The organism is Klebsiella sp. 7-CIP_Kleb. (assembly GCF_050378655.1).
Classification (GTDB): Bacteria; Pseudomonadota; Gammaproteobacteria; order Enterobacterales; family Enterobacteriaceae; genus Klebsiella; species Klebsiella quasipneumoniae.
In genome coordinates this window covers 1-25,326 of sequence record NZ_JBNRLJ010000003.1, presented here as the reverse complement: position 1 = coordinate 25,326, position 25,326 = coordinate 1, and the positions used below count along the sequence as shown (strand labels likewise).

The following is a 25,326-nucleotide window of genomic DNA, read 5'->3' as shown; positions in this document are numbered from 1 at the left end:
TGCTTTTCCGGGCCTTACTGACTGGTCAGCGCAGGCTTGTTATCAATGTTAGTCAACACACCGCCGCTGTTGAAGGTCAGGGTCAGGGTCTGCTGAGTCACTTTCTGGTGGCCCGGCTCCTGACGGAAGACATAGAACCAGGTATTGGTGCCGAACGGATCCGTCATCATTGGCGTCCCCAGAGCATAAGCTACCTGCTGTTGCGTCATACCGACACGAATTTTTGCTACATCGTTTGGTGCCAGATAGTTACCCTGGTTGATGTCAGGACGGTAAACCACTCGTTCCAGAGTGGAACAGCCTGCGGTCAACATAAGAAGAACCGCTGCGGCAGCAGTCAGCGTTTTACAGCGCATAGTGATTTGATTCCTTTTTGGGCCCGAGCAGTACGTGGCTCATCTGTAATATGCCGATAATAATAGACCTTCGCGCCGTTGGAAACCTCCGGCTGCAGGTCAGCAGGCAATTTGCTGTTCACTATGACCCTGTGAAAATCAAAAAGTTTACGCCGCAAGCAACTCTTTCGCGTTCGCCAGGGTGTTGCGCGTGACTTCGCTGCCGCCCAGCAGACGGGCCAGCTCCTGCAAGCGAGCCCGTTTATCCAGCGGCTGCATATGGGTTTCGGTCATCTCGCCATCGGTCTCTTTGCAGACAAAGAAATGATGGTGGCCGCAGCCTGCGACCTGCGGCAGGTGGGTCACGCACATCACCTGCGTGGACTCGCCCAGCTGGCGCAGCAGCTTGCCGACCACGGCGGCGGTCGGGCCGCTGATACCGACGTCCACTTCGTCGAAAATCAGCGCTGGGGTTTCCATTTTACGCGCGGTGATCACCTGAATCGCCAGCGCAATGCGCGACAGTTCGCCGCCGGAGGCCACTTTGGCGATTGGCTGCAGCGGCTGACCGGGGTTAGTGGTGACGCGGAACTCAATATGGTCGGCGCCGTCGGCGGTGAGATGGCGTTCATCGAACGCGACCTCAATCGCGAAGACCCCGTGCGGCATCGAAAGTGAGTGCATACTTTCGGTGATAAGCTGGGTCAGCTCGTCGGCGCTGGCCTGGCGCAGGGCATGCAGCTGGCGCGCGGTCTCCAGCGCCAGCTGATGATGTTCGACCACCTGCTGGCTGAGGGATTCCAGCGAGCCGGCGCTGTCGTCCAGCAGGCGCTGCTCTTCGAGCATCGCCTGATAAACTGCCGGCAGCTCTTCCGGCATCACCTGGTGTTTACGCGCCAGCGCGATTTGCCGGGAAATCCGCTGCTCAAGTTCGAACAGACGGTTAGGATCGAGGTCCAGACGGTCATGGTAGTGGCGCAGCTCGTCGCTGGCCTCGCTGAGCTGAATGGCCGCCTCTTCCAGCATATCCAGCACGCCGGAAAGCTTGCTGTCCATACCCACCAGCTCGCTGACCAGCTGCTTCGCGGTATAAAGCTGGCTCTGCAGATTGGCCTCTTCGCCGTCCGCCAGTACCGTCAGGGCATGCTGGCAGGTGCTGAGCAGCTGCCCGCTGTTGGCCAGGCGCTTGTACTCTTCGTCAATCTGCTCAAACTCTCCCGCCAGCGGGTTAAATTCGTTCAGCTCTTTAAGCTGGTACTGCAGCAGATCGGCGCGGGCGGCGCGCTCCTGGCTCTGCTGCTGATGCTGGGCCAGCTCGCGGCAGCTCTGGTGCCACTGGCGATAGTGCTCGGCCATACGCTGAGTGAGCGCATACTCACCGGTATAGCCGTCGAGCAGCGTTTTCTGGTGTTCGGGTTTGGTCAACAGCTGGTGCGCATGCTGGCCATGGATCTGGATCAGCAGCTGGCCCAGCTCGCGCAGCTGCGAGAGCGGGACGGCGGTGCCGTTGATGAAGCCGCGCGAGCGGCCGTCGGCGCTGATCACCCGGCGAAGTAAACACTCACGCCCGCTCTCCAGCTGGTTCTCTTCCAGCCAGCGCTGGGCGGCCGGGGTATCTTTCAGCGCGAAGCGCGCGCACAGGTCGGCACGGGTAGCGCCGCGACGCACCATGTCGGCTTCCGCTCTGCCGCCGAGGCACAGCCCCAGCGCGTCGATGGCAATGGATTTCCCGGCGCCGGTTTCCCCGGTGATGGCGGTCATACCGCTGTGGAAATCAATTTCCAGTTCACGAACGATAGCAAAATTACTGATGGTGAGTTGCGCCAACATAGCTGCCTTCCTGTATGAAAAACCAATACTGTGTTTTCGTACAGTATAGACTGGTTTTTTATCCAGTAAAGAGGCAGCGATGTAAATCAGAACAATTTTTTCGACCAGCCGAGCTTGGTGCTTAATGTATTGAAATAGCTGTAGTCTTTGGGATGAATCAGATTGAGGTGGTAATCGCAGCGGCGGATGAGGACATCTTCGCCATCCTGGATCGGCAGGGCAATCTGACTATCGCAGCTGATCTCCAGATCGCTGCAGCGGTGAGAGAAGCGCAGGCGGATGGTGCTGTCGCCGTTGATCACCAGCGGTCGCGCCGAGAGGGTGTGCGGGAACATCGGCACCAGGGTGATGGCGTCCAGCGACGGGGTGAGGATCGGGCCGCCGGCCGACAGCGAATAGGCTGTGGAGCCGGTCGGGGTGGAGATTATCAGGCCATCGGAGCGCTGGGAGAAGGCGAAGACTTCATCGATATAGACTTCGAACTCAATCATATGCGCCACTTTGCCGGGGTGCAGCACCACTTCGTTGATGGCGGTGCTGATGCGTTTCTGGCAATCCTGCTGGCACACCTGGGCCTCCAGCAGAAAGCGTTTCTCGGCGATGTAGTGGCCTTCCAGCACGTCGGCGAGCTGCTGCAGGGCGTTGTCCGGGTCCAGGTCGGTGAGAAAGCCGAGGTTGCCGCGGTTAATGCCGATGACGTTAATGTCATAACGGGCCAGAGTCCGCGCCGCGCCGAGCATATTGCCGTCTCCGCCCACGACCACCGCGAGGTCGGCCTGTTGGCCAATCTCCGCCAGCGTGCCGGTTTTCACGTTGCTGAGCTGGAGTTCATGGGCGATCTGCTGTTCAACCAGCACTTCATACCCTTTGCTGCACAGCCAGCGCCAGAGCATTTCATGTGTGGTCAGGGCGGTGGGGTGACGAGGATGTCCCACAATGCCGATACACTTGAAATGGTTCTTCATGATCTGGATGTCCTTGCGTTAAATGAAATAGTGACAATCTGTCCGCTTCCCTTGAAACCCGGAAACTGATCCCCATAATAAGCGAAGTTAGCGAGATGAATGCGAAAAAAACGCGGAGAAATTCATGAGTAGTAAAGAACAGAAAACGCCTGAGGGGCAAGCCCCGGAAGAAATTATCACGGAGCAGCACGACGACGTTGAGGCGGTAGAGCCTGAAGTTTCGGCTGAGCAGGTGGATCCGCGCGATGAAAAAATTGCGAATCTGGAAGCCCAGCTTGCTGAAGCGCAGAAACGTGAACGTGAAGTGATGTTGCGTGCCAAAGCCGACGAAGATAACCTGCGTCGTCGTACCGAGCAGGATATCGAGAAAGCGCACAAATTCGCGCTGGAAAAATTCGTCAATGAACTGCTGCCGGTGATCGACAGCCTGGACCGCGCGCTGGAAGTGGCCGACAAGGCTAACCCGGAGCTGGCGCCGATGGTGGAAGGGATCGAACTGACCCTGAAATCTATGCTGGACGTAGTGCGTAAGTTCGGCGTGGAAGTGATCGCCGACACCAACGTTCCGCTGGATCCGAACGTCCACCAGGCCATTGCGATGGTCGAGTCTGAAGACGTGGCGGCGGGCAACGTGCTGGCCGTAATGCAGAAAGGTTACACCCTGAACGGCCGCACCATTCGCGCCGCGATGGTGACGGTAGCAAAAGCGAAATAACGTTTGCTGCCTTGCTCAACGGCTGCCCGCGGGCGGCCGTTTTTTATGTCATCGCTCCCCGGCGCGAGATAAAAAAACGGCGGGCCGCAGCCCACCGTGAGGTTAATTCCTTCGCTCGCGCTACTCCGCAACGCTCTCGCGTAATGATTTCACCGGCATCACTTTCACCTGTTTGATCATGTTGTCCTGCACGTCGAGGATATCAATATCATACTGCTCAATGCGCACGCGGGTGCCCGGGACCGGGATCTCTTCCAGCGCTTCAAGGATGATACCGTTGATGGTGCGCGCTTCATCTTCCGGCAGGTGCCAGTTGAACGCTTTGTTGATTTCGCGAACGTTGGCGCTGCCGTCGATTATCACGGTGCCGTCGTTGAGCGGGGTCACTTCCTCCGCCAGGGTGGGTGACATGGAGGTGGTGAAGTCGCCGACAATCTCTTCAAGAATATCTTCTACGGTGACCAGCCCCTGAATATCGCCGTATTCATCGACAACCAGACCGACTTTCTTTTTATTACGCTGGAATTTCACCAGCTGGGTGCTGAGCGGCGTCCCTTCAGGAACAAAGTAGATCTCATCTGCCGCCCGCAGCATGATCTCTTTTGTGAACTCTTTCTTCTCCGTCATCAGCCGGTAGGCTTCGCGGACGCGCAGCATGCTGATGGCATCGTCCAGCGAATCGCGGTAGAGCACAATGCGGCCGTGTGGGGAGTGGGTCAGCTGGCGGACGATAGATTTCCAGTCGTCATTGATGTCGATGCCGACAATCTCATTGCGCGGCACCATAATGTCGTTAACGCTGACCTTCTCAAGGTCCAGCACCGACAGCAGCATATCCTGATTGCGTCGTGAGATTTGTGAACGGGATTCATTCACAATCGTGCGCAGTTCATCTTTGCTCAGGGCGCTGCTGATGACGGTATCGGTGCGGATGCCCATCATGCGCATCAGTATGCGGGTGATGGTATTCAGCAGCCACACCAGCGGCATCATCAGCACCTGCAGGGGCGCCAACAGGAAGCTGCTGGGGTAGGCAACTTTTTCCGGGTAGAGGGCGGCGATGGTTTTCGGCAGGACTTCGGCAAATACCAGCACCACAAAGGTGAGTACGCCGGTGGCGATCGCGACGCCGGCATCGCCGTACAGGCGCATGCCGACGATGGTGCCCAGCGCCGAGGCGAGAATGTTGACGAGGTTATTACCGATGAGCACAAGGCTAATCAGGCGGTCCGGCTTGCGCAGCAGCTTCTCCACGCGCTTGGCGGGGCGGTTGCCTTGTTTCGCCATATGACGCAGCCGGTAGCGGTTCAGCGTCATCATGCCGGTTTCGGAGCCGGAGAAATAGGCAGAGATAATCACCATGACGATCAGCGTTATGATCAGCGTGGTGGTGGAGATATGTTCCACGTAGGATTCCTTAAAAGACTTAGCTCACGAACTGTTGCAGCACGCGGCTACCAAAATAGGCCAGCGTCAGCAGACCGGCGCCAGCGACGCTGAACCAGACCACGCGACGTCCGCGCCACCCTTCATGATAGTGGCCCCACAGCAGGACGATATAGACGAACCACGCAATAATCGACAGCACCGCTTTATCAATGTTTTCGCTGCTGAACAGATTGTGCATATAGAACAGGCCGCTGCACAGCGTCAGAGTCAGCAGCACTACGCCGACCTGAGTGATGTGGAACATTTTGCGCTCAATGCTCATCAGCGGTGGCATTTCGCTGCTGAAGGCCAGCTTTTTGTTCTTTAACTGGTAGTCGATCCACGCCAGCTGTAGCGCATACAGCGCGGCAATGATCAGCGTGGCGTACGAGAAGAGCGACAGGCCGATATGCACCAGCATCCCCGGAGTGGTTTCCAGGTGGGTGATATATTCGTTAGGCACGAAGGTGGCGAAGGCCAGGTTGATCAGCGCGAAGGCATAGACGATAGGCAGCAGCAGCCAGCCGCGATTGCGCGAGGCCACGATAGTCATCACCGTACAGATCATCAGGCTCACCAGCGACCCGACGTTCAGTAAGCTGAGGTTTTGCCCGCTCTCGCCGCCGGGGAATATCCGTGCTTCCAGCGCAAAAGCATGGCAAATCAACGCGATAGTCGCAGATAAAATCGCCATTCGCCGCCAGCTGCTGTTTTTTTGCAGCAAGCCGGGGATAATCAGCGCGAGGCTGACGGAGTAGGCGACAAGGGCGAGTAGAGCAAAAACAGGCATAGGTGTCGGCTGTTGGCTAAATAAGAAAGAGAAGCAGTATAACGTCAGCAGGCCTCTGCTCCAACCGTTGCAGCACATTCAGATTGATGTCGTGTTATACTCCGCCACATTCGTTTTGTGTGTCGCTGCGGCGACCGACCGTTTCCACCTCAGGCGAGAGACAATGTTTGATAATTTAACCGATCGTTTGTCGCGTACGCTGCGCAACATTAGCGGCCGCGGACGCCTTACAGAAGACAATATTAAAGACACCCTGCGCGAAGTGCGCATGGCGCTGCTGGAAGCGGACGTTGCGCTTCCGGTGGTACGTGATTTTATCAGCCGCGTCAAAGAGAGCGCGGTCGGCCATGAAGTCAATAAAAGCCTGACCCCGGGTCAGGAGTTCGTCAAAATCGTCCGCAACGAGCTGGTGGCGGCGATGGGCGAAGAGAACCAGACCCTCGACCTGGCGGCGCAGCCGCCGGCGGTGGTGCTGATGGCGGGCCTGCAGGGGGCTGGTAAAACCACCAGCGTCGGTAAGCTGGGGAAATTCCTGCGCGAGAAGCACAAGAAGAAAGTGCTGGTGGTCTCCGCGGACGTTTACCGCCCGGCGGCGATCAAACAGCTGGAGACCCTGGCCGAGCAGGTCGGCGTCGACTTCTTCCCGTCCGACGTCGGGCAGAAGCCGGTTGATATCGTCAACGCGGCGCTGAAAGAAGCGAAGCTCAAATTCTACGACGTGCTGCTGGTGGATACCGCCGGTCGTCTGCACGTTGACGAAGCGATGATGGACGAAATTAAGCACGTCCACGCCGCCATTAATCCGGTTGAAACCCTGTTCGTCGTCGATGCGATGACCGGCCAGGATGCGGCGAATACCGCTAAAGCCTTTAACGAAGCGCTGCCGCTGACCGGCGTGGTGCTGACCAAAGTGGACGGTGACGCCCGCGGCGGCGCGGCGCTGTCGATTCGCCATATTACCGGTAAGCCGATTAAATTCCTCGGCGTCGGCGAGAAAACCGAAGCGCTGGAACCGTTCCATCCGGACCGCGTCGCCTCCCGCATCCTCGGCATGGGCGACGTGCTGTCGCTGATCGAAGATATCGAGAGTAAAGTCGACCGCGCACAGGCCGAGAAGCTGGCCTCCAAGCTGAAGAAAGGCGACGGCTTCGACCTCACCGACTTCCTGGAGCAGCTGCGCCAGATGAAAAACATGGGCGGCATGGCCAGCCTGATGGGCAAGCTGCCGGGTATGGGCCAGATCCCGGACAACGTCAAAGCGCAGATGGACGACAAAGTGCTGGTGCGTATGGAAGCGATCATCAACTCGATGACCCTGAAAGAGCGCGCTAAGCCGGAAATCATCAAAGGTTCACGTAAGCGCCGTATCGCCGCCGGCTGCGGGATGCAGGTGCAGGATGTGAACCGTCTGCTCAAGCAGTTCGACGACATGCAGCGCATGATGAAGAAGATGAAGTCGAAAGGCGGCATGATGAAGATGATGCGCGGGATGAAAGGGATGATGCCTCCAGGTTTCCCGGGCCGTTAATACGCGTCATAATTCAAGCCGCAGATGCGTTGGCTGCGTTCGTTCACCCCGGTCACGTACTTGTGTACGCTCCCGGGGATTTACTCACTTGCCGCGTGATTCGGCCATTCGGCCTCACCCCTTCGGGGCCAGCGCAAGCGCTGTTCAAAACGCTTTCGCGTTTTGTCCTGCAACTCGAATTATTTAGCGTATGTAGTTTTGAATTGATTTTTGCACAGAAATCAGTAAAATTTTCGGGCTTTTAATATGACACCGGGCTCCGTTCCTCGATGGGGCCCGGTTGTTTTATTCACACAAGAGGATGTTATGGTAACTATTCGTTTAGCACGTCACGGCGCTAAAAAGCGTCCGTTCTACCAGGTTGTTGTCACCGACAGCCGTAATGCACGCAACGGTCGCTTCATCGAGCGCGTTGGTTTCTTCAACCCGATCGCTAACGGTGCGGAAGAAGAAACTCGCCTGGATCTGGATCGTATCGCTCACTGGGTTGGCCAGGGCGCTACTGTTTCCGATCGCGTTGCCGCGCTGATCAAAGCCGCTAACAAAGCAGCTTAATCTGTCACGGTGGTCATGATGAGCAAGCAACACACCGCACAAGCACCTGTTGATCCGATCGTATTGGGGAAAATGGGTTCTTCCTACGGTATCCGTGGTTGGCTCAGAGTGTTTTCCTCCACCGAAGACGCCGAAAGCATTTTTGACTATCAGCCCTGGTTAATCCAGAAGGCGGGTCAGTGGCAGGTTGTTGAGCTGGAAAGCTGGCGCCACCACAATCAGGACATCATCATCAAGCTGAAAGGCGTTGACGATCGTGATGCCGCGAATCTACTGACTAATTGCGAAATTATCGTGGATTCATCGCAGTTGCCGGAGCTGGAAGAGGGTGACTACTACTGGAAAGACCTGATGGGCTGCCAGGTAGTGACGACGGAAGGCTATAGCCTCGGTAAAGTCATCGATATGATGGAAACCGGGTCTAATGACGTGCTCGTCATCAAGGCAAACCTGAAAGATGCATTTGGTATCAAGGAGCGGTTGGTTCCGTTCCTCGATGGGCAGGTTATCAAGAAAGTCGATCTCACTACGCGTACTATCGAAGTAGATTGGGATCCTGGTTTTTAAATTCTCCGGATAAACGGTAAAAGACGGCGCTATGTGGATTGGCATAATTAGCCTGTTTCCTGAAATGTTCCGCGCAATTACCGATTACGGGGTAACTGGCCGGGCAGTAAAAAATGGCCTGCTGAGCATCGAAAGCTGGAGTCCTCGCGACTTCACGCATGACCGGCACCGTACCGTGGACGATCGTCCTTACGGCGGCGGACCGGGGATGCTAATGATGGTGCAACCCTTACGGGATGCCATTCATGCAGCAAAAGCCGCGGCAGGTGAAGGCGCGAAGGTGATTTATCTGTCACCTCAGGGACGCAAGCTTGATCAAGCGGGCGTCAGCGAACTGGCAACGAATCAGAAACTGATTCTGGTGTGCGGTCGTTACGAAGGGATAGACGAGCGCGTAATCCAAACCGAAATTGACGAAGAATGGTCAATCGGCGATTACGTTCTCAGCGGTGGTGAGTTACCGGCAATGACGCTGATTGACTCCGTTTCCCGGTTCATTCCGGGAGTACTGGGCCATGAAGCATCGGCAACGGAAGATTCCTTTGCTGATGGGTTGCTGGATTGCCCCCACTATACCCGTCCTGAAGTGTTAGAAGAGATGGAAGTACCGCCAGTATTGCTGTCGGGAAACCATGCTGAGATACGTCGCTGGCGTCTGAAGCAGTCGCTGGGCCGCACCTGGCTTAGAAGACCTGAACTTCTGGAAAACCTGGCTCTGACTGAAGAGCAAGCAAAGCTGCTGGCGGAGTTCAAAACTGAACACGCGCAACAGCAGCATAAACATGATGGGCAGGCGTGAGCCCCCAATATCAGTTTACCCAGGATAAGAGATTAAATTATGAGCAACATTATTAAGCAACTTGAACAAGAACAGATGAAGCAGGACGTACCTTCCTTCCGTCCGGGTGATACCGTGGAAGTGAAAGTATGGGTTGTTGAAGGTTCCAAAAAACGTCTGCAGGCATTCGAGGGCGTGGTTATCGCTATTCGTAACCGCGGTCTGCACTCTGCATTCACTGTTCGCAAAATTTCCAACGGCGAAGGCGTTGAGCGTGTCTTCCAGACTCACTCTCCGGTAGTTGACAGCATTGCTGTTAAACGTCGTGGTGCTGTACGTAAAGCTAAACTGTACTACCTGCGTGAGCGCACTGGTAAGTCTGCTCGTATCAAAGAGCGTCTTAACTAAGATTCGCTTTCGCGACATCCTGACAAAAAGGGCTGGCCTCAGGGCCGGCCCTTTTTTTATCTTTGTTGTAACCATCGTGATTTAAATCATTTACAATACGCCCTCTATTCGGAGGGGCGGTGGTCAGTAACAGTTTTCAGCAAACGACACCTAAACGGCGAGCCGCCTGGCTGGCGCTGTTGGCGATCCTGCTGATCGTGGTGGCCCCCCTGATCTCCGTCTCCCTGCAAAAAGACCCTATGAGCGCCATGCCCGGCATGCACCACGCCATGATGATGGACAGCTCGCCAGCGAGTATGGCGCAGATGCCCGGCCACGATATGGCGATGATGCACAGCACAGACGGCGCTACGCCTACCGGACACGAACTGCCGCTGGACCATGCCGAAGCCTGTGGCTATTGCGTGCTGTTAGCCCATGTCCCAGGGCTGATTTTCGCGCTGGCGCTGTTCGTCGCCATGCTCCTGCGGCGCATTCGCCTGCCGGCTTCTCGCCCGGTATTAAAACACTGGCGCTACTTTCCCTGGCTCTACCCCGAAACCCGCGCCCCGCCGCGGCTGTCTGCTTTTTCCCTTTCATAAAAATCAATCTGCGCACCGCGCAACGACCTCTTTTGCTTTAAAAAAAGGAAAAGTATGACAACCTGCACCTCGCGCGCGGCATGGCTGAACCTGCTGCGTCGCCTCCATTTCTATATCGGGCTATTTATCGGACCGTTTATCTTTGTCGCAGCCCTGACCGGTACGCTTTATGTGGCGACGCCGCAACTGGAAAACTGGCTCTATCACGATGCGCTGTATGGCCTTCCCGAAGGCACCCCGCAACCGCTCAGCGCCCAGATTGCGCTGGCCGAGGAAGCGACCCAGGGTAATCTGCGGCTGCTGGCGGTGCGTCCGGCCCCCGCGGTGAGCGAGACCACCCGCATTATGTTTGCCGATCCGCGTCTCGGGGAGTCGGAATCCCGGGCCATTTTTGTCGATCCGATCGCGCTGCGGGTGAAGGGCGATATGACGGTCTACGGCACCAGCGGCATCCTGCCGCTGCGTCAGTGGATTGACTATGCGCATCGTTCGCTGCTGTTGGGCGACAGCGGGCGGCTCTACAGCGAACTGGCTGCCTCATGGATGTGGGTGGCCGCGCTGGGGGGCATTGCCCTGTGGGCGATGACGCGTCCAAAACGGCGGATCAATAACGCCCTGCAGAATCATCGTCGGCTGCACGTGACGCTGGGCTGGAGTTTACTGCTGGGCATGCTGCTCTTCTCCGCCACCGGCCTGACCTGGTCGCAATGGGCCGGCGGCAATGTGGATAAAATGCGGGCGGCTTTCGGCTGGTGGACGCCGCAGGTCAATACCCTGCTGCACGGTGAGGCACCGATGGCACACGATCCCCATGCCGGGCATCACAGGGAGGCGATGGCCATGACCCAGCATCAGCCCGCGCAGTTTGACCGGGCACTGGCGGTGGCCCGTCAGGCGGGGCTGAACGCCAGCCGGCTGGAGATCCGTCCCCCGGTATCAGACGGACGCGCCTGGACGGTGAATGAGATCGACCGCCGCTGGCCGACGCAGGTGGATGCGGTAGCGATCGATGGCGCCACGATGGAGGTGGTGGATCGCACCCATTTTGCCGACTTTCCTCTGATGGCGAAACTTACCCGCTGGGGCGTCGATTTCCATATGGGGATCCTCTTCGGTCTGGCGAATCAACTGCTGCTGGTGGGGTTTGGCTGTGCGCTGTGCGTAACCATCGCCGTGGGGTACCGGCTGTGGTGGATGCGCCGTCCGCCTCAGGCCGTCTGGGATCCGGCGCATTCGCTGCTGCGGGCGTGGCTGTCGCTCGCCTGGCCTGCCCGTGGGCTGGTGCTGGGGATAGCGTTAGCCCTGGGTCTGGCCATGCCGTTGATGGGCATCAGCCTGGTGTTGTTCATTGCCGTTGACTACCTGCGCTGGCGCGCGGCAACGGCAATGAGGATGGCGAAGTCCAGCGATTAAGCGGACGTTTACGGCGTGCTGATGACCACCGTAACCCGGCGGTTTTCAGCGCGCCCGGCCGCGGTGTCGTTGCTGGCGATCGGGTATTTTTTGCCAAGGCCGCGGGTGACTAAATTACTGCGCGGGATATGGGCGCCTTCCGCCCAGGCATCGGCTACGCTGTTGGCCCGCTTAAGCGACAGGGCTTCGTTATAGCTATCCTCACCATAATTATCGGTGTGGCCTTCAAGGCGGCTATGCGTTATCCCGGTTGTCGCCAGCCGCGAGGCCATTTGGGTGATCTGCTGGCGGCTGTCGGGACGTAGTCGGTAGTCATTCTTGTCAAACAGGATGCTATCGGATAAGCCCAGGGACCAATCGCCGTTGCTTTCAGTGAAGCCGTAAGATTTCATCGCCGCCACCTGCTCGGGGGTAAATTTTCCCTGAGGAGCCTGGCAACCTGTCAAAAGCGCCGCCGCCATCAGGGCGGGGGCGAAATATTTCGTGATCATAATGCGTCCTTTATTATTTCAGCGTCTGCTGGATACGTTGGTTTTTCATCCGATACATATTCTGATCGGCAAGTTCTTGCAGTGATTCCGCAGTGGCGTGCTCCCACGCCAGGGCATAACCGACGCTCAGCGAGAGCGTGGCGCTATGGCCATTGTGCAGATTGAATGGCGGAAGAAATTGTTCCGACAGCGCCTGGCACAGGGCCTGGACTTCTGCTTCCGAGCGCACCTCGCGCAGCAGAACGGCAAACTCATCGCCGCCGAGACGCCACGCCAGATGGCGTTTACCGGCGAAAGTCATCAGGCGGCTGGCGACTTCCATCAGCACTTTATCGCCCGCCGCATGTCCCCAGTTGTCATTGATCAATTTGAAGTTATCGCCATCGAGAAACAGTAACGCTGAGGTCTGGTGATCCACTTCATTTTTCATCAGCTCGGCAAGCGCGTTGCGAAAGGCGGCGCGGTTAGCCAGGCCGGTCAACGGATCGTGTAACGAGCTGCGCAACAGCTGAGCATTTTTGGCCTGCAGCTGGCGCTGCCAGTCCTCCATCTCCCCCAGCAGACTGTTAAAGTCCTGGGCAAACAGATGGAACTCCTCGATACGCTCCTCCGGCACCCGCCGGGAGAAGTGGCGGTTTTCGCGAATATCATGCACGACCTCGGTGATGCTCTGCAGGGCGGCGACGATCCCCCGGTGCAGGGAGTGGGTCAGCAGCAGGCCGATAAACGAGGCGAGCAGAATGCTGCCTGTCAGTACCAGAATCGAGATGCCGAGAAAGTGGCTAATCAGTTCATCAAGCGCGGTTAGTCGCAGCTCGCCGATTTGTTTACCCTGGTGCCAGATGGGCTGCACCGTGGGCTCCGGAAACAGCCATTTACTGATAAGGCCGCTCACTTGTTCTTTGTTGGCCAGCGGTTCGTGGCGCCATGCGGCGAAGGGCTGCTTCTGGCCGTTGAGCACGATTGCCTGGGAAATCTGCCCTTGCTTCCCCAGCGAAGCGAGGGTCTCCTCTGCTGCCGCGCTGTCGCCAAACACCAGGGCGGCTTCGAGACTGCGGCCCATGGTCGCGGCAGTGAGCTCAAGGTTTTTCTGCGCGTACTGCTTGAGCGTGAAAATAGAGGCCGTGCTCAGCAGCAGCCAGACCAGCGTCATGGAAATCACCACGCTTATCACGCTAATGCGACGCAACGCGCGTTTGAACGTCGGGCGCGATGTCTGTGAAAAGTCCTTATTCATGTGGTTTCTTCCGGGCAAGCATCAGGACGTCCGGGTTAACCCGAACCCCGCTGTGCGTCAGAACGTCCAGATTAACGGAGAAGCGGACCCTGTCGTCGTTGATGATCAGGCAAAACGCGCTACCAATTGAGCAATCCGTATTTTGTTCTGCGATGAGTAACAGCGGCCTCGAGCCATAGCGGCGAGTTAATTCCGACTGTTGGGTCGGCGATTCGCTGCCAAAATAAAAACCATCGCAGGTTGTTTTTAACGCTTCTTCACTATTACGTACTATCACCGGTTGATAGGGCAATGCATCCGGATCTTCATGAGCCAGGCTATGGGTGAAGCGTGATGAGGCAAAAATGCACAGCTTCGGCGCCCCTGTTAATGACGGCCAACGGGTATAGGTCACGATCCCGGAAACAATCGCGCGAACATGTTCTGAAGGTCCGGCAGCAAAAACAGGAGATACCGCGATGAGAAAAAATACAGTCAATAAAAGACGGTGTAATACTGTCATTAACGCTTCCGTCAAATTCGCCCTGGCGCGGGAAAAGCCGCTGCCGATGCCCGGCGAAGAATATCACTGATAGCAAAACCCGTCATTAGATGCGCCCTTTGCTTTGGGACAAATCTCACCAGGATTTTTCGTAATGCCGATGGCTCTGATGAGCCATTTTGGCGCGATTTCGCTATGTGTAAATATTTTTGTACGTTTAATGCCGTGGTAAGTGCCAATTAATTTATTGGTGTAAAGTAAAATTTACGGAATATGGATTGAATTCTTTACTTTGTATGGTATCGTTACGTCATGCCCGCTGAGGCAACCCCTATCGCAAACGAGCTACACAGGATCGCAATCATGCAAAAAGACGCGCTGAATAACGTACATATTACCGACGAACATGTGTTAATGACCCCGGAGCAACTGAAGGCGGAATTCCCCCTGAGCGTTGAACAGGAAGCGCAGATCGCGCACGCCCGTGAAACCATCTCCGATATCATCGCCGGCCGCGATCCGCGCCTGCTGGTGGTCTGCGGTCCTTGCTCCATTCACGATCCGGAAGCTGCGATCGAATATGCTCGTCGGTTTAAAGCCCTTGCCGAAGAGGTCAGCGATAGCCTCTACCTGGTGATGCGCGTCTATTTTGAAAAACCCCGTACTACCGTCGGCTGGAAGGGGCTGATTAACGATCCGCATATGGATGGTTCGTTTGATGTTGAAGGCGGCCTGAAGATTGCGCGTCGTCTGCTGGTCGAGCTCGTGAATATGGGACTGCCGCTGGCGACGGAAGCGCTGGATCCCAACAGCCCGCAGTACCTTGGGGATCTGTTCAGCTGGTCCGCCATCGGCGCGCGAACCACGGAATCTCAGACGCACCGCGAAATGGCCTCTGGTCTTTCCATGCCGGTAGGCTTTAAAAATGGCACCGACGGCAGCCTGGCCACGGCCATCAACGCCATGCGCGCCGCGGCGATGCCGCACCGTTTCGTCGGTATCAACCAGGCCGGGCAGGTCTGCCTGCTGCAAACGCAGGGTAACCCGAACGGCCATGTGATCCTCCGCGGCGGTAAGGCGCCAAACTACGGTCCGGACGATGTGGCGAAATGCGAAAAAGAGATGGCGCAGGCGGGACTGAAGCCGTCGCTGATGGTAGATTGCAGTCATGGGAACTCCAATAAAGATTTCCGCCGCCAGCCGGCCGTGGCTGAATCCGTTGTCGCGCAGATTAAAGATGGCAATCGCTCCATTATCGGCCTGATGATCGAGAGTAATATCCACGAGGGCAATCAGTCCTCTGAACAGCCGCGTGAGGCGATGAAATACGGCGTTTCGGTAACGGATGCCTGCATCAGCTGGGAAACCACCGATGCGCTACTGCGTGAACTGGATAAGGATCTCCGCGGCCACCTGGCGGCCCGTTTGGTGTAAGAGGAAAGTATGGTTGCTGAACTGACCGCGTTACGCGATCAAATTGATGAAGTAGATAAAGCGTTGCTTAGCCTGCTGGCTAAGCGCCTGGAACTGGTGGCCGAAGTCGGCGAGGTGAAGAGCCAGTATGGCCTGCCGATTTACGTCCCGGAACGCGAGGCGGCGATGCTCGCCTCCCGGCGTGAAGAGGCGGCTGCGCTCGGCGTTCCACCGGATCTGATCGAGGACATTCTGCGTCGCGTGATGCGCGAATCCTATTCCAGCGAAAACGACAAAGGCTTCAAAACCCTTTACCCGAATCTGCGGCCGGTAGTGATCGTCGGCGGCGGCGGGCAGATGGGGCGTCTGTTTGAGAAGATGTTAACGCTGTCCGGCTACCAGGTGCGCATTCTGGAAAAAGAGGACTGGGCGCGGGCGACGGATATCGTCGCCGATGCCGGCATGGTCATTGTCAGCGTGCCGATTCACACCACCGTGGAGACGATCGCCAGGCTGCCGCCGCTGCCGGCGGATTGCATTCTGGTCGACCTTGCCTCGGTTAAAGCAGAGCCGCTGCAGGCGATGCTGGCGGCGCATCAGGGCCCGGTACTCGGCCTGCACCCGATGTTTGGTCCGGACAGCGGCAGCCTTGCCAAGCAGGTGGTGGTCTACTGCGATGGCCGCCAGCCAGAGGCCTATCAGTGGTTCCTCGAGCAAATTCAGGTCTGGGGCGCGCGCCTGCATCGCATCAGCGCGGTGGAGCACGATCAGAACATGGCCTTTATTCAGGCGTTGCGCCACTTTGCCACCTTCGCCTATGGGCTGCATCTGGCGGAAGAGAATGTGCGCCTTGAGCAGTTGCTGGCGCTCTCGTCACCCATTTACCGGCTGGAGCTGGCGATGGTGGGCCGTCTGTTTGCCCAGGATCCGCAGCTCTACGCCGACATTATTATGTCTTCGGAAAACAACCTGGCGCTGATTAAGCGCTACTACCAGCGGTTTGGCGAGGCGATCGGTCTGCTGGAGCAGGGCGATAAGCAGGCGTTTATCGATAGCTTCCGTAAAGTCGAACACTGGTTTGGCGATTACGCGCAGCGTTTCCAGAGCGAGAGCCGCACGCTGCTGCGTCAGGCGAACGATAATCGGCAGTAAAGCGAAAAAGGTGTATACAATAAAGCCAGCGACCGCTGGCTTTTTTTATAGGGATGACAACGATGGCTGAACCACAACCGCTGTTTGACTACACCGGATACCTGCCGGAATGCCCGACCTGGAGCGAGGCAGAGCAGGCCCTCTACTGGGCTGATATTATGGAATGTGAAATTCACCGCTACGATACCCGCAGCGGCGAACACCAGGTGCTGCAATTTCCGGAGGAGGTCGGCTGTTTTTCCTTGCGCGAGAAGGGTGGGTTTATCGTTGCATTGCGCAGCGGTATCTGGCTGACCGACGCCCACGGTCTGCTACGGCGTAAAGTCTGCGATAACCCGAGCAATCCGGAACTGGCGCGGTTTAACGATGGTGGGACCGATCGCGATGGGCGCTTTTATGCCGGCACCTTCTGGGGCCCGGGGGATTATAACGGCGCGCTGCTGATGCGGGTCGATAACGACCTGAAGCCGACGGTGATCCAGTGTAACATCCATGGCGCCAACGGTCTGGCGTTTAGCGCCGACCGGCGCTGGATGTATACCTCCGATACGCCGAACGCCGTGATCTACCGTACGCCGCTGGATGAGCAGGGTGAGCCTGGCCGGCGCGAAGTCTTTCGCCGTTTTCAGCCTGGCGAAGGGATACCGGACGGGGCGGCGATTGACGTGGAGGGGTGTTACTGGAGCGCAATGTTTGACGGCTGGCGGATCGCCCGTTTCTCTCCGCAGGGTGAGGAGCTGGAGTCCTACCCGATGCCGGTACGTTGCCCGACGATGGTCTGCTTTGGCGGGGCGGATATGCAAACGCTCTATATCACCACCACCCGGGAAAACATGGAGGACGATGAGCTGGCGCAGTATCCGCTGTCCGGCGCCATCTTCACCCTGCCGGTGGCGGTGGCAGGGATGAAGAAATTACCGTTCCGCGAACGTTAAACCGGATCCACCGGCACGACGTTTTCGCTGGGGTAGCAACCGAGAACCTTCATGGAGCGGGTGATCTCCGCCAGCTCCTTCAGCGCCTTGCGCATGGGCAGCGAGTCCAGGTTTGCCTGAATATCGAGATAAAACATCTCTTCCCACGGATTGCCATGGATGGGGCGAGATTCAAGTTTGGTCATGATCAGATTGTGATTGCGCAGCACCAGTAAGGCTTCCACCAGGGCACCCGCCTGCTGACCGGTCGCCATTAACAGCGTGGTCTTCGCCGGAACCTGATCGGAGACGTTTACCGATTTGCGCGCCAGAACGAGGAAGCGCGTAATATTCTGCGTCTGGTTGGCCTGGCAGTGCTCCAGCACCTGCAGGCCGTACAGAGCGCCGCCCGCTTCGCTGCCCAGCGCCGCGACGGTCGGGGCGTTCGCCTGCGCGACTTTTTCCATCGCCGCTGAGGTGCTCTCGGTATATTCAATCTTCCAGTGCGGGTAGCGACTCAGATACTGGCTACACTGCTGGAACGGTTGCGGATGGCTGTAGACGGTCTGAATTTTATCGGCATCCGTCGAGGTGCTGACCAGTACGCAATGATCGATAGGGATCGTCAGCTCGCCTACGATCGACAGGCTGGTGTGCTGCAGCAGATCGTAGACATCGTTGATCCCGCCGGAGCTGGTGTTTTCAATCGGCACTACGGCGTAATCGGCCTGGCCGGTTTCCACCTGATTAAAAATATCGGCGAACTTCGCGCAGCCGCTTTCAATAAACTGCTCAAAGTGGCGAGCGGCGTACTGACGCGCCGCCAGATGCGAATAAGAGCCTTTGGGACCGAGGAACGCCACGCGAGCCGAATGCGGGTTAATTTTATTCAAATGCTGCTGCAGCAGGGTTTGCTGGGTCAGTACAGAGTCTTCGATAATCAGCTGGAACAGGCGGGTGATGTAATGAGCGTCCAGATTATGGCGCTTGCCGAGGGTCATCAGACGCTCCAGCAGATCGCGTTCGCGGTCAATATCACGCACCGGGCGATGGGAGGCCAGTTTGGCTTTACCAACCTCAACAGCCAGCCCGCGACGCTCCGCCAGCAGAGCAAGCAGTTTCTCATCCAGCGCGCTTATCTTGTCGCGCAGCGCCAGTAATGGGTTTTCCTCGGTCATAGATGTTGCCTTTGTTGTTATCCAATAAAAAAGGCCTCCCGGGTGGGAGGCCTTATTGTTCGTCTTCGCATTCTTTCTTATACGACGAATTGCCTCCCGGTCAGGGGAAGGTAAAAAAGAATGCGAAGAAGAACGGGACGAGTTTCATGATGAATTCCTTTAAGTAGTGGGGATTACAGTACCTGTACTGTTTTCACTCTGTCAATAAAAAACGCGCCCGAAGGCGCGTGGCATGACACAACTTAAGTTAAGGATTACTCTTCTTCTTCCACAAAGCCTGCCTCTTTCACCGACGTCGCGGCGCGGCGGGCTTCCCCTTTGTGTTGCACTTTATTGAGCTGCCGTTCCAGCTTGTTGATCAATTCGTTAATGGCGGCGTACATATCTTCATGACGCGCACTGGCAACCAGATGGCCGTTTGGCGTGTTGATGGTTGCATCAGCGATAAAACCCTGCGGCTCCTTAGACAGAATGATGTGCGGGTTAATTAAATGAGTTTGCCACTTATCCAGTTTGGCGAGACGGTCTGCGACATGCTGGCGGATTGCCGGAGTAATTTCCATTTGTTTACTGGTAATGTTCATTGTCATAAATTTTACCTCTTGTCTTTCCCGTCTTGGTGAATCCAGCATACCTTTCCTAATGTCAAAATGTGTGATCTAAATCACGTTTTATTGTCACTTTTTGTCAACGAATTCATTTTGTGAGACAGGGCAGGAAGAAGTGAGATTTTACTTGTAGAACCTGCCAAAGCAGGCCATATTTGATGAGTTAACTCGACGCTAAACCGCTTCAGCTAACCAGGATAACGAATAAAAAAACGGCAGCCAGTGGCTGCCGTTTGCGATCCATGAGTCAGGCTCAGGTGTTCTTACTGTTCGCGGCGATAATCTTCGCGACTTTGTCCGCCTGAGCATTCATCTGCATTTGACGATAGGCATTTTCCATCTTCGGCAGGGCATCGCGGGTGGCCTGGGTATCCGGATAGTTACGCATCATACCTTCCACGCGGTTAACGACGGCAACCCATGCGCCGCGGTCGGTGTAGTAATCCACCACCGACAGCTCATACTTCGCCAGGCGATCTTTCAGGAATACCATGCGCTTATAGGCGTCCGTGGCATACTGGCTGTTCGGGTAGCCACGTACCAGTTTGGAGAAGTCATTGAAGGCATCGCGCGCGTGCTGCGGATCGCGGTCGGAACGATCGACGCCGAAGAAGCCCTGCAGGGCGCTGTCATCCAGAGCCATGTTGGTCAGGCCGCGCATATAGATGACGTAGTCGATGTTCGGATGGGTGGGATTCAAGCGCATGAAGCGATCGATGGCCGCTTGAGCCAGCGGCAGATCGGCGTTTTTGTAATACGCATAAATCAGATCCAGCTGTACCTGTTGGGAATAAGGGCCGAATGGATAACGGTTATCCAACGCTTCCAGTTGCGTTATCGCCTGTTTCCAGTTACCGTCCTGCAGTTTTTGCTGGGCGGTCGCGTAGATTTCATTCGGCGGATTATCAGGCACCTCTTCCTTAGAGCCGGAGCAACCCACCAAAGCCAGGCTCAGTGTGGCGGCTGCCACCAGGTATTTCATGCGCGTCATGACGTTTTGACTTCCTCAAAATGTTTATGCGGGAGAATCTCTGTTCCTGCTCCCGATTAAGACCAGCTACAATAGCACACTATATTAAACGGCAAAGCCGTAAAACCCAACGTTAAACGAAGAAGCTGTATATGGCACAACGAGTACAACTCACCGCAACGGTGACCGAAAATCAACTCGGTCAACGCTTAGATCAGGCTTTGGCCGAATTGTTCCCTGATTATTCGCGATCGCGGATAAAAGAATGGATCCTCGACCAACGCGTATTAGTCAATGGCACCATTGGCGATAAACCGAAAGAAAAAGTGCTGGGGGGAGAACGCATCGCTATCGATGTGGAAATCGAAGAAGAGGCGCGCTTCCAGCCGCAGGATATTCCGCTCAATATCGTTTACGAAGATGATGACATCATCGTGATCAACAAACCGCGCGATCTGGTTGTACATCCTGGCGCGGGCAACCCTGACGGTACTGTGCTGAATGCGCTGCTGCACTACTATCCGCCTATTGCCGATGTGCCGCGTGCGGGGATCGTCCACCGTCTGGATAAAGACACCACCGGTCTGATGGTGGTGGCGAAAACCATTCCAGCGCAAACCCGGCTGGTGGAGTCGCTGCAGCTGCGCGAGATCACCCGTGAATACGAAGCGGTGGCGATCGGTCATATGACCGCTGGCGGTACGGTTGAAGAACCGATCAGCCGTCATCCGACCAAGCGTACCCATATGGCGGTGCACCCGATGGGCAAACCGGCGGTGACCCACTACCGCATTATGGAACATTTCCGCATCCATACCCGCCTGCGCCTGCGTCTGGAAACCGGTCGTACGCATCAGATCCGCGTGCATATGTCGCATATCACCCATCCGCTGGTAGGCGACCAGGTGTATGGCGGCCGCCCGCGTCCGCCGAAGGGCGCGTCGGAGGAGTTCATCACCGCGCTGCGTAAATTCGACCGCCAGGCGCTGCACGCCACCATGCTACGTCTGTACCACCCGATTACCGGCATTGAAATGGAGTGGCACGCGCCCATCCCACAAGATATGGTCGAGCTCATCGAGGCGATGCGCGCCGATTTTGAAGCCCATAAGGACGATATTGACTGGTTATGACTAAACTGATTGTACCGCAGTGGCCAATGCCCGGCAGCGTGGCGGCCTGTAGTTCTACCCGCATCGGCGGCGTGAGTCTGCCGCCCTATGACTCGCTCAACCTGGGCGCCCATTGCGGCGACAATCTGCAGCATGTCGAAGAAAACCGGCGGAGGATGTTTGCCGCCGGCGGCTTACCGTCTTACCCGGTTTGGCTGGAGCAGGTTCATGGTACCGATGTGCTCACGCTGGACGGCGGACCCTATCCGTCGAAACGCGCGGATGCCTCTTATAGCCGTACGCCAGGGACTGTCTGCGCGGTGATGACCGCTGACTGCCTGCCGGTCCTGTTCTGTAACCGCGCCGGTACCGAAGTCGCCGCGGCGCATGCGGGATGGCGCGGCTTATGCGAAGGGGTTCTGGAAGAGACGGTCGCCCGTTTCGCCGATAAAGCCGAAAACATTATGGCGTGGCTGGGACCCGCCATCGGTCCGCAGGCGTTTGAGGTGGGCCCAGAAGTTCGCGACGCTTTTATGGCTAAGGATGAGAATGCGCATCAGGCTTTTCGTCCGGCAGGCGAAAAATATTTTGCTGATATCTATCAGCTGGCTCGGCAGCGCCTGGCAAACGTCGGCGTTGAGCAGATTTTCGGCGGCGATCGCTGCACGCTAAGCGAAAAGGATGATTTTTTCTCTTACCGGCGCGACAAGACCACCGGTCGTATGGCAAGTTTCATTTGGCTGATATAACCTAGAGAATCAAGACGATCCAGAAGGCAAACTTATTTTTCGCATAGTTCAGGTCTTTAACCTTGAATAATTGAGGGATGACCTCATTTAATCTCCAGTAGCAAATTTGACCTGTTATGGGAGGAGTTATGCGTCTGGATCGTCTTACCAATAAATTCCAGCTTGCTCTTGCCGATGCCCAGTCGCTTGCACTCGGGCACGACAACCAATTCATCGAACCTCTTCATTTAATGAGCGCCTTGCTGAATCAGGAAGGGGGATCGGTACGTCCTTTATTAACCTCGGCGGGCGTGAATGCCGGGAAACTGCGCACTGACATCGAACAGGCTCTGAGCCGTTTACCGCAGGTGGAAGGCACCGGCGGCGATGTGCAACCTTCTCAGGATTTAGTGCGGATCCTGAACCTTTGCGACAAGCTGGCGCAAAAGAAAAAGGACAACTTTATATCGTCAGAACTGTTTGTTCTGGCGGCGCTTGAATCACGCGGTACGCTGACCGACCTTTTAAAATCCGCCGGAGCAACAACCGCCAACGTGACTCAGGCGATTGAACAAATGCGAGGAGGTGAAAGCGTGAACGATCAGGGTGCCGAAGACCAACGTCAGGCATTGAAGAAATTTACCGTCGATCTCACCGAGCGTGCCGAACAGGGCAAGCTGGACCCGGTTATCGGCCGTGATGAAGAGATCCGCCGTACCATTCAGGTACTGCAGCGCCGTACCAAAAACAATCCGGTGCTGATTGGTGAACCCGGGGTGGGTAAAACCGCTATCGTCGAAGGCCTGGCGCAGCGTATCGTCAACGGCGAAGTGCCGGAAGGGCTGAAAGGCCGCCGGGTGCTGGCGCTGGATATGGGCGCGCTGGTGGCCGGGGCGAAATACCGCGGTGAGTTTGAAGAGCGTCTGAAAGGCGTGCTGACCGACCTGTCGAAACAGGAAGGCAACGTCATTCTGTTTATCGACGAACTGCATACCATGGTTGGCGCTGGTAAAGCCGACGGCGCGATGGACGCGGGCAACATGCTGAAGCCGGCGCTGGCGCGTGGTGAACTGCACTGCGTCGGGGCGACGACGCTCGACGAATACCGTCAGTACATTGAAAAAGACGCTGCGCTGGAGCGCCGCTTCCAGAAGGTGTTCGTCGCCGAGCCGTCGGTAGAAGATACCATCGCTATTCTGCGCGGTCTGAAAGAACGTTATGAACTGCACCACCATGTGCAGATCACCGACCCGGCTATCGTGGCGGCGGCGACCTTGTCGCATCGCTACATTGCCGACCGTCAGTTGCCGGATAAAGCCATCGACCTTATCGATGAGGCGGCGTCCAGCATCCGTATGCAGATCGACTCGAAGCCGGAAGAGCTGGACCGTCTCGATCGCCGCATCATCCAGTTGAAACTGGAGCAGCAGGCGCTGAAGAAAGAGTCTGATGAGGCGAGTCTGAAGCGTCTTGATATGCTCAACGAGGAGCTGGCGGATAAAGAACGGCAGTACTCGGTGCTGGAAGAAGAGTGGAAAGCGGAAAAAGCGTCCCTCTCCGGCACCCAGACCATCAAAGCCGAGCTGGAGCAGGCGAAAATCGCCATCGAACAGGCGCGTCGCGTCGGTGACCTGGCGCGGATGTCCGAGCTGCAGTACGGCAAAATTCCGGAACTGGAGAAACAGCTGGCGGCAGCCACTCAGTCCGAAGGAAAAACCATGCGTCTGCTGCGTAATAAAGTGACGGATGCTGAAATCGCCGAAGTGCTGGCCCGCTGGACCGGTATCCCGGTCTCCCGCATGATGGAAAGCGAGCGTGACAAACTGCTGCGTATGGAGCAGGAACTGCATCATCGGGTGATTGGTCAGGATGAGGCGGTTGAAGCAGTATCTAACGCTATTCGCCGTAGCCGTGCCGGGCTGTCCGATCCGAACCGGCCGATTGGTTCATTCCTGTTCCTCGGTCCGACCGGGGTCGGTAAAACCGAGCTGTGTAAAACGCTGGCTAACTTTATGTTCGACAGCGACGACGCAATGGTGCGTATCGATATGTCCGAGTTTATGGAGAAACACTCCGTCTCGCGTCTGGTCGGTGCGCCTCCGGGATACGTCGGTTATGAAGAGGGCGGTTACCTGACCGAGGCGGTGCGCCGTCGTCCTTATTCCGTCATCCTGCTGGATGAAGTGGAAAAAGCGCACCCGGATGTGTTCAACATTCTGCTGCAGGTACTCGACGACGGGCGCCTCACCGATGGCCAGGGGAGAACGGTCGACTTCCGTAACACGGTGGTCATCATGACCTCGAACCTCGGTTCCGATTTGATTCAGGAACGGTTCGGCGAGCTGGATTACGGACATATGAAGGACCTGGTGCTGGGGGTTGTCAGCCAGAACTTCCGTCCGGAGTTCATCAACCGTATCGATGAAGTGGTGGTCTTCCATCCGCTGGGTGAGAAACACATTGCTTCTATTGCCCAGATCCAGCTGCAGCGTCTGTATAAACGTCTGGAAGAGCGCGGATATGAAGTGCGGATGTCCGATGAGGCGTTGAAGTTACTAAGCGCCAACGGATACGATCCGGTATACGGCGCGCGGCCACTGAAACGCGCTATTCAGCAGCAGATTGAGAACCCGTTGGCCCAGCAGATACTTTCCGGTGAGCTGATTCCGGGTAAAACCGTCGAGCTGGTAGTGAAAGGCGACCGTATCGTGGCAGTGCAGTAAGTCACAAAACGACAAAAACGGGCCCAGCGGGCTCGTTTTTGTTTAAAAACCAGGCAAGAATTAAAGCTCAACACCTGATTTGGTTGAAAAGTGAGCGATTGAATTCTTTTTTTGAATTTATCCTTGTCACTTCAGAATTACCCCCTATAATGCGCCTCCACTGACACGGAACAACGGCAAGCAAGCCGCCGGGGCAGCAGGATTCAACGGCGAAAGATAACGTTGAAGCCGACAGAGAAAAGCAAAATAAGCGCTTGACTCTGAATGAGGAAAACGTATTATACGGGACCTCGCGACAGAGCGCTAAAGCGCGTCGCAACTGCTCTTTAACAATTTATCAGACAATCTGTGTGGGCACTCAAAGTGACATGGATTCTTAATGTCTTCGGACAATAAATGAATACCAAGTCTCAAGAGTGAACACGT

Annotated in this window: 26 protein-coding genes and 1 other annotated feature; of the genes, 14 read left to right on the top strand and 12 right to left on the bottom strand. The window is 56.4% G+C overall.

The window, feature by feature from the left end; translation table 11 throughout:
• Nucleotides 1-14 precede the first annotated feature (14 nt).
• The 3 genes from bamE to nadK all read right to left on the bottom strand — a co-directional run bounded on the left by bamE (nt 15) and on the right by nadK (nt 3,130).
• On the bottom strand, nt 15-356 hold the full coding sequence (bamE, locus tag ACQUTI_RS13550) for an outer membrane protein assembly factor BamE (RefSeq protein ID WP_002914160.1): 342 nt from the start codon (nt 354-356) through the stop codon (nt 15-17).
• Nucleotides 357-503: 147 nt separating this feature from the next.
• The gene (recN, locus tag ACQUTI_RS13545; protein ID WP_004206849.1) at nt 504-2,165 is read right to left on the bottom strand and encodes a DNA repair protein RecN; all 1,662 of its coding nucleotides are present in this window, start codon (nt 2,163-2,165) and stop codon (nt 504-506) included.
• A gap of 86 nt (nt 2,166-2,251) precedes the next feature.
• Entirely contained in the window at nt 2,252-3,130 is an 879-nt protein-coding gene (gene nadK / locus ACQUTI_RS13540; protein ID WP_002914158.1) for an NAD(+) kinase, read from the bottom strand.
• 124 nt (nt 3,131-3,254) lie between these two features.
• Between nadK and grpE the strand changes: the two genes are divergently transcribed.
• A complete protein-coding gene (grpE, locus tag ACQUTI_RS13535) occupies nt 3,255-3,845 on the top strand; it encodes a nucleotide exchange factor GrpE (protein WP_004174800.1) in 591 nt (196 codons plus the stop codon).
• 120 nt (nt 3,846-3,965) lie between these two features.
• Here the strand turns inward: grpE and ACQUTI_RS13530 are convergent, their stop codons facing one another.
• Both ACQUTI_RS13530 and ACQUTI_RS13525 read right to left on the bottom strand, forming a co-directional pair.
• Nucleotides 3,966-5,252: an HlyC/CorC family transporter gene (locus ACQUTI_RS13530; RefSeq protein WP_023318900.1), complete on the bottom strand. Its 1,287-nt coding sequence runs from the start codon at nt 5,250-5,252 to the stop codon at nt 3,966-3,968.
• Between the two features lie 19 nt (nt 5,253-5,271).
• Nucleotides 5,272-6,063 carry a cytochrome C assembly family protein gene (locus tag ACQUTI_RS13525; RefSeq protein ID WP_002914153.1) on the bottom strand — a complete coding sequence of 264 codons (792 nt, stop codon included), beginning with the start codon at nt 6,061-6,063 and terminating at the stop codon, nt 5,272-5,274.
• A gap of 163 nt (nt 6,064-6,226) precedes the next feature.
• Between ACQUTI_RS13525 and ffh the strand changes: the two genes are divergently transcribed.
• The 7 genes from ffh (at nt 6,227) to ACQUTI_RS13490 (ending at nt 11,893) form a co-directional block, all read left to right on the top strand.
• Complete coding sequence (gene ffh / locus ACQUTI_RS13520) at nt 6,227-7,591, top strand: signal recognition particle protein (protein ID WP_002914152.1); 1,365 nt, start codon at nt 6,227-6,229, stop codon at nt 7,589-7,591.
• A gap of 306 nt (nt 7,592-7,897) precedes the next feature.
• Nucleotides 7,898-8,146 carry a 30S ribosomal protein S16 gene (gene rpsP / locus ACQUTI_RS13515; RefSeq protein ID WP_002914149.1) on the top strand — a complete coding sequence of 83 codons (249 nt, stop codon included), beginning with the start codon at nt 7,898-7,900 and terminating at the stop codon, nt 8,144-8,146.
• A gap of 18 nt (nt 8,147-8,164) precedes the next feature.
• The gene (rimM, locus tag ACQUTI_RS13510) at nt 8,165-8,713 is read left to right on the top strand and encodes a ribosome maturation factor RimM (RefSeq protein ID WP_004150977.1); all 549 of its coding nucleotides are present in this window, start codon (nt 8,165-8,167) and stop codon (nt 8,711-8,713) included.
• A 31-nt stretch (nt 8,714-8,744) separates the two neighbouring features.
• Complete coding sequence (trmD, locus tag ACQUTI_RS13505; RefSeq protein ID WP_002914147.1) at nt 8,745-9,512, top strand: tRNA (guanosine(37)-N1)-methyltransferase TrmD; 768 nt, start codon at nt 8,745-8,747, stop codon at nt 9,510-9,512.
• A gap of 39 nt (nt 9,513-9,551) precedes the next feature.
• A complete protein-coding gene (gene rplS / locus ACQUTI_RS13500; RefSeq protein WP_002914145.1) occupies nt 9,552-9,899 on the top strand; it encodes a 50S ribosomal protein L19 in 348 nt (115 codons plus the stop codon).
• A 119-nt stretch (nt 9,900-10,018) separates the two neighbouring features.
• Entirely contained in the window at nt 10,019-10,480 is a 462-nt protein-coding gene (locus tag ACQUTI_RS13495; protein WP_004206848.1) for a DUF2946 domain-containing protein, read from the top strand.
• Between the two features lie 54 nt (nt 10,481-10,534).
• The gene (locus tag ACQUTI_RS13490; protein WP_428923283.1) at nt 10,535-11,893 is read left to right on the top strand and encodes a PepSY-associated TM helix domain-containing protein; all 1,359 of its coding nucleotides are present in this window, start codon (nt 10,535-10,537) and stop codon (nt 11,891-11,893) included.
• 8 nt (nt 11,894-11,901) lie between these two features.
• On the opposite strand, the gene ACQUTI_RS13485 is transcribed toward ACQUTI_RS13490, so the two are convergent.
• The 3 genes from ACQUTI_RS13485 to ACQUTI_RS13475 are packed head-to-tail and all read right to left on the bottom strand — an operon-like array spanning nt 11,902 to nt 14,123.
• On the bottom strand, nt 11,902-12,384 hold the full coding sequence (locus tag ACQUTI_RS13485; RefSeq protein WP_017900643.1) for an OmpA family protein: 483 nt from the start codon (nt 12,382-12,384) through the stop codon (nt 11,902-11,904).
• 13 nt (nt 12,385-12,397) lie between these two features.
• Nucleotides 12,398-13,621: a diguanylate cyclase DgcN gene (dgcN, locus tag ACQUTI_RS13480; RefSeq protein WP_004206845.1), complete on the bottom strand. Its 1,224-nt coding sequence runs from the start codon at nt 13,619-13,621 to the stop codon at nt 12,398-12,400.
• The gene (locus ACQUTI_RS13475) at nt 13,614-14,123 is read right to left on the bottom strand and encodes a YfiR family protein (RefSeq protein ID WP_017900644.1); all 510 of its coding nucleotides are present in this window, start codon (nt 14,121-14,123) and stop codon (nt 13,614-13,616) included. Before ACQUTI_RS13475 ends, dgcN begins: the two co-directional genes overlap by 8 nt.
• 342 nt (nt 14,124-14,465) lie before the next feature.
• On the opposite strand from ACQUTI_RS13475, the gene aroF reads away from it, so the two are divergent.
• The 3 genes from aroF to ACQUTI_RS13460 all read left to right on the top strand — a co-directional run bounded on the left by aroF (nt 14,466) and on the right by ACQUTI_RS13460 (nt 17,602).
• Nucleotides 14,466-15,536: a 3-deoxy-7-phosphoheptulonate synthase AroF gene (gene aroF / locus ACQUTI_RS13470; protein WP_060656637.1), complete on the top strand. Its 1,071-nt coding sequence runs from the start codon at nt 14,466-14,468 to the stop codon at nt 15,534-15,536.
• A 9-nt stretch (nt 15,537-15,545) separates the two neighbouring features.
• Nucleotides 15,546-16,667 (top strand): bifunctional chorismate mutase/prephenate dehydrogenase, encoded by a 1,122-nt coding sequence (tyrA, locus tag ACQUTI_RS13465; protein WP_049003974.1) that lies wholly within the window; start codon nt 15,546-15,548, stop codon nt 16,665-16,667.
• A gap of 62 nt (nt 16,668-16,729) precedes the next feature.
• The gene (locus tag ACQUTI_RS13460) at nt 16,730-17,602 is read left to right on the top strand and encodes an SMP-30/gluconolactonase/LRE family protein (protein WP_114505791.1); all 873 of its coding nucleotides are present in this window, start codon (nt 16,730-16,732) and stop codon (nt 17,600-17,602) included.
• Here ACQUTI_RS13460 and pheA read toward each other — a convergent pair.
• The 4 genes from pheA to bamD form a co-directional block, all read right to left on the bottom strand.
• Nucleotides 17,599-18,759, bottom strand: a complete 1,161-nt coding sequence (gene pheA, locus ACQUTI_RS13455) for a bifunctional chorismate mutase/prephenate dehydratase (protein ID WP_049092790.1) — start codon at nt 18,757-18,759, stop codon at nt 17,599-17,601. The genes ACQUTI_RS13460 and pheA overlap by 4 nt on opposite strands.
• Before the next feature lie 24 nt (nt 18,760-18,783).
• Nucleotides 18,784-18,908 (bottom strand) — a sequence feature (Phe leader region).
• The gene (pheL, locus tag ACQUTI_RS13450; protein ID WP_100250063.1) at nt 18,860-18,907 is read right to left on the bottom strand and encodes a pheA operon leader peptide PheL; all 48 of its coding nucleotides are present in this window, start codon (nt 18,905-18,907) and stop codon (nt 18,860-18,862) included. It overlaps the preceding feature by 48 nt.
• 105 nt (nt 18,909-19,013) lie before the next feature.
• Complete coding sequence (gene raiA / locus ACQUTI_RS13445; protein ID WP_002914111.1) at nt 19,014-19,349, bottom strand: ribosome-associated translation inhibitor RaiA; 336 nt, start codon at nt 19,347-19,349, stop codon at nt 19,014-19,016.
• A 271-nt stretch (nt 19,350-19,620) separates the two neighbouring features.
• Nucleotides 19,621-20,358, bottom strand: coding sequence for an outer membrane protein assembly factor BamD (gene bamD / locus ACQUTI_RS13440; protein ID WP_004145664.1), 738 nt, complete (start codon nt 20,356-20,358; stop codon nt 19,621-19,623).
• 131 nt (nt 20,359-20,489) lie between these two features.
• On the opposite strand from bamD, the gene rluD reads away from it, so the two are divergent.
• The 3 genes from rluD (at nt 20,490) to clpB (ending at nt 24,900) form a co-directional block, all read left to right on the top strand.
• On the top strand, nt 20,490-21,470 hold the full coding sequence (rluD, locus tag ACQUTI_RS13435; RefSeq protein WP_004206840.1) for a 23S rRNA pseudouridine(1911/1915/1917) synthase RluD: 981 nt from the start codon (nt 20,490-20,492) through the stop codon (nt 21,468-21,470).
• Nucleotides 21,467-22,198 (top strand): purine nucleoside phosphorylase YfiH, encoded by a 732-nt coding sequence (yfiH, locus tag ACQUTI_RS13430; protein ID WP_023318894.1) that lies wholly within the window; start codon nt 21,467-21,469, stop codon nt 22,196-22,198. Before rluD ends, yfiH begins: the two co-directional genes overlap by 4 nt.
• A gap of 128 nt (nt 22,199-22,326) precedes the next feature.
• On the top strand, nt 22,327-24,900 hold the full coding sequence (gene clpB / locus ACQUTI_RS13425; protein ID WP_043521397.1) for an ATP-dependent chaperone ClpB: 2,574 nt from the start codon (nt 22,327-22,329) through the stop codon (nt 24,898-24,900).
• Nucleotides 24,901-25,326: the final 426 nt, after the last annotated feature.